Raw genomic sequence first — 4,349 nt, forward strand, 5'->3', positions numbered from 1 at the left:
ACTTCCAGCACCTGGCCGCCGTCTACGACAAGGCCCATCCGCGCGCCAAACGCAAGTAGGCGCGCACTGGTAAGCAGGCACGGCACGCCGGGTGGTGACGATTCGCAAATTCCGGCATAATCTTCCGATTCTCCGCGGCCGGAACGGCGCACACCATTGGACAGCGACACATGGAATTGATTCCCAGCACCATCCTGACCGGTTTCCTCGGCGCCGGCAAAACCACGTTGCTCAACCGTATCCTGCAGGAACAGCACGGCCTGCGTATCGCCGTCATCGAAAACGAGTTTGGCCAGGAAAACATCGACAACGAAATCCTCGTCCAGGATCCCAGCGAGCAGATCGTCGAGATGAACAATGGCTGCATCTGCTGCACCGTGCGCGGCGACCTGATCGTGGCCCTGACGAACCTGGCGCGCAAGCGCGAGGCCGGTGAGATCCGGTTCGACCGCGTCGTGATCGAGACGACGGGCCTGGCCAACCCGGGTCCGGTGGCGCAGACGTTCTTCGTCGACGAGGAAGTGGGCGCCCACTACCTGCTCGACGCCGTCGTCACGGTCGTCGACGCGCGCCACGCCATGGACCAGCTGGACCGCCACGAGGAAGCCCAGCGCCAGGTCGGTTTCGCCGACAAGATCCTGCTGTCCAAGACCGACCTCGTGGATGCCGCCGCCGCCCTTGAACTGAAGGCACGCATCCGCCGCATCAATCCGCGCGCACCGATCAGCACGTCGGATTTCGGCCGCGCTCCGATCAGCGACGTGCTCGACCTGCGCGGTTTCAACCTGAACGACAAGCTGGAACTGGACCCGGCCTTCCTGACGACCGCGGAAGCGCACGAGCATGGCCATGATCACGACAATGAGCACGATCACGACCACGTGCACACGGAAGCCTGCGACCACAGCCACGACCACCACCACGGCCACCACAGCGACGATATCGCGGCGTTCGTGTTCAAGAGCGAGCGCGCATTCGATCCCGAACGTCTGGATCAATTCCTCGGTAGCATGGTCCAGGTGTTCGGCCCCAACATGCTGCGTTACAAAGGTGTGTTGTCGATGGCCGGCGCGGATCGCAAGGTCGTCTTCCAAGGCGTGCATCAAATCATGGGCAGCGACCTGGGTGCAAAGTGGGCGGATGGCGAACCGCGCGGCAGCAAGATGGTGTTCATTGGTAAAAATTTACCGAAAGATGTCTTTATTCGCGGATTGGAACAGTGTTTGGTATAAACTACTCCGGTTCTATGGGACTCGTTGCGCGGTCTGGCTTTGGCTCGGTATAGTTGACCTGCGCGCACCCTGTGGTTGAACGACTGAACAGTCCCGTCCGGACAACCGGGCGTGGGCAGGTCCGGGAGACCGGGCCGTCACGGCAGCCGGCCGGCGCACACCGGAGCATCGGTGACCGCTGTGTTAGCTGATAAAATGGAAACTCTGTCGTATCAAAGGTAAGTGAAGTCATGACTAAAACAACGAAACCGAATACCGTTGCGCAGCCCGAAGAACGCCTCCTGACGGAAGAAGAAATTCGGGCCATGAGCGACGACGACTACATGAACCCGGCCCAGCTGGCGTTCTTCAAGAACCGCCTGCAGGAGCTCGAAAAGGAACTGCTGAAAAACGCAGGCGAGACGACGGAACACCTGCGCGAGACGGTGCTCGTTCCCGATCCGGCCGACCGCGCCACCATCGAGGAAGAGCACGCGCTGGAACTGCGTACCCGCGACCGCGAGCGCAAGCTGCTCAAGAAGGTCCAGCAATCGCTGGCCTCGATCGAGTCCGGCGAGTACGGCTGGTGCGAGGAAACCGGCGAACCGATCGGCATTCCCCGTCTGATCGCCCGTCCGACCGCGACCCTGTCGCTGGAAGCCCAGCAGCGCCGCGAGCTGAAGCAAAAGCTGTACGGTGACTGATCGCCGTGCGCGTCGATAAAAAAGCATGCGCCCGCCGCATGCTTTTTTATTATTGGGCCGCCGGTTTTGTGCGCACGATTTATTTCCTATGGGATACACTGGAAGAATCGCCGGCGACTTGACGCAGCTCAGGCGTGCGCGTCATGCGATCCGCGCCGCCATGCTAATGTCTCGACCGGCAAACGACTGGGCGCCGCCGCGCGGCTGACAAGGATCGGATGGGGCTCTTCGATTTTCTGAAGAAAAAAAACGACGCGCATATCAGTGCGGATGCGGACACGCGTCCGCGCCTTGCCCATCCGTCCGCGGCCGGCCCCATCACGCGCCAGGCGCTCGATACGGAAGCGGATCGCGAGCGCCAGCGCGAGATCGCCCGCGCCACCGCGGCCAAGATCGACCAGATCGAACTGGAGATGGCCTCCGCCATCTTCGACGACGACACCTGGGCCGGCAGCCGGCGTCCCCCGGCCGCCGTGTCCGTTGGCGCCGCCGCGCCCCTGCCCGATCCCGACACGGACATCCTGCTGGGCCCGGAGGACTTGCCGGACGCGGCCGCAGCCCCCTCCAGCGCGCCCGTCGTCGAGGAAGCGGCCATCCTGTATGCCAACGACCAGCTCGACGCCGCCGCGTTCCTGCTGCGCACCAGCGTGCACGATCGCACCGCCGGCGCGGGCGACCGTCTGCCGTGGTGGATGCTGTTCGACCTGTATCAGATCATGGGCCTGGAACATGAGTTCGAAAGCATCGCGATCGACTACGCCAGCCATTTCGAAACATCGCCACCCACGTACGACGCGTCCGCCGGGACGTCGCGTACGCTCACCGGGCCCGCGCTGGATGCCCAGTTTTCCGGGGTGATCCCCACAGCGAGCCTGTCCGGCCGCCTGGACGACGGGCCTCTCGCGCACGCGCAGCTCGCCCGCGCGCAGACACCATCGCCCAGTCCCCTCGTCCGGTTCGAGTTCCAGGCGATCGCCGACGTGACGCCGCAAGGTTGCGCCCTGCTGCTGGCCGCACTGCAAACGCTGCGCAAGGCAGGGCGCGAACTGGTCCTGGCCGGCGCCGATCACCTCGTCGCCGTGCTGCGCCCGATGCTGGCGATCGGCGACCGCGGCACCGGCGAGGCCCCCTGGCTGCTGCTGCTCGAACTGTTGCTGCTGACGAAACGCGAAAAAGACTTCGAGGAGACCGCGATGGATTACTGCGTCACCTTCGAGGTGTCGCCGCCGTCGTTCGAGGCGCCGCCGCGTCCGGCCGTCACAACGAGCATGGGGGCGGGTCCGGCCGCCGGTCCCGACACCGCCGGCGACCGCTTCCTGCTGCCGGCCGTGATCCGGGGCGACGGCGCGGCGCTGCTCGCCGCCATCGCCGAACACGCGCCGCGCCACCCCGTCCTCGTGCTGGACGGCTCCCGTCTCGCGCGCATCGATTACCTGGCCGCGAACGCCCTCGCCGCGCACCTGCGCATGCTGGCCGAGGAAGGGCACGACGTCGTGCTGCGCGACCTGAACCATATCGTCGCCGCCCTGCTGCGCCTGCTCGGCATCGGCGACCGTGTCCGTCTGTACGCCCATAAATACTGAGCAACCGGCCCTCCGCAACCGGCGTGCTTTGTGTCAAACTTTACGTTCAGACATGATCCAGTCTTGCAATTTCATATCGGATCCCCACTTGCGTTGAGCAGATCAACCACGAGGCAAATATGGAACAATTTCACGGTACGACGATCGTCAGCGTCCGGCGCGGTAACCAGGTCGCGCTCGGCGGCGATGGACAGGTTACCTTGGGCAACGTCGTCATGAAGGGCTCGGCGCGCAAGGTGCGCAAGCTCTACCAGAACAAGGTGCTGTGCGGCTTTGCCGGCGGCACGGCCGACGCCTTCACCCTGCTCGACCGCTTTGAAGCGAAACTGGAAAAACACCAGGGCAACCTGCTGCGCTCCTCGGTCGAACTGGCCAAGGACTGGCGCACCGACCGCGTGCTGCGCCGCCTGGAAGCCATGCTGCTGGTGGCCGACCGCGAAAAGACCCTGATCATCACCGGCAATGGCGACGTGCTCGAGCCCGAGGACGGCATTGGTGCGATCGGTTCGGGCGGCATCTACGCCCAGTCGGCCGCCAAGGCCCTGCAGGAAAATACCGATCTCGCCCCGGCGGACGTGGTCAAGAAGGCGCTGACCATCGCAGGCGAGCTGTGCATCTACACGAACATGTCGCACATCATCGAGACGCTGGAATAACCGGCTCTCCCGTCCGAAAGCATTCATGAGCACATCTATGAACATGACTCCGTCCGAAATCGTCTCGGAACTCGACAAGCACGTCGTCGGCCAGGGCAAGGCCAAGCGTGCCGTATCGATCGCGCTGCGCAACCGCTGGCGCCGCCAGCAGGTCGAGGAACCGCTGCGCCACGAGATCACCCCGAAGAACATCCT

Annotated in this window: 4 protein-coding genes and 1 pseudogene; all 5 read left to right on the forward strand. The window is 64.1% G+C overall.

From position 1 onward, the window contains the following. The first annotated feature begins 170 nt into the window (after nt 1-170). A complete protein-coding gene (locus AC1DYX_RS28225) occupies nt 171-1,232 on the forward strand; it encodes a CobW family GTP-binding protein (RefSeq protein WP_477265088.1) in 1,062 nt (353 codons plus the stop codon). 230 nt (nt 1,233-1,462) lie between these two features. Next, on the forward strand, nt 1,463-1,915 hold the full coding sequence (gene dksA, locus AC1DYX_RS28230) for an RNA polymerase-binding protein DksA (protein WP_056134490.1): 453 nt from the start codon (nt 1,463-1,465) through the stop codon (nt 1,913-1,915). Between the two features lie 218 nt (nt 1,916-2,133). Continuing rightward, entirely contained in the window at nt 2,134-3,498 is a 1,365-nt protein-coding gene (locus AC1DYX_RS28235; protein WP_477265091.1) for an STAS domain-containing protein, read from the forward strand. Nucleotides 3,499-3,617: 119 nt separating this feature from the next. Further along, on the forward strand, nt 3,618-4,154 hold the full coding sequence (hslV, locus tag AC1DYX_RS28240) for an ATP-dependent protease subunit HslV (RefSeq protein WP_477265093.1): 537 nt from the start codon (nt 3,618-3,620) through the stop codon (nt 4,152-4,154). 37 nt (nt 4,155-4,191) lie between these two features. Beyond that, nucleotides 4,192-4,349: pseudogene (gene hslU, locus AC1DYX_RS28245) on the forward strand (HslU--HslV peptidase ATPase subunit); the annotation flags it as partial.

The organism is Massilia sp. P2_C2, from assembly GCF_056404615.1.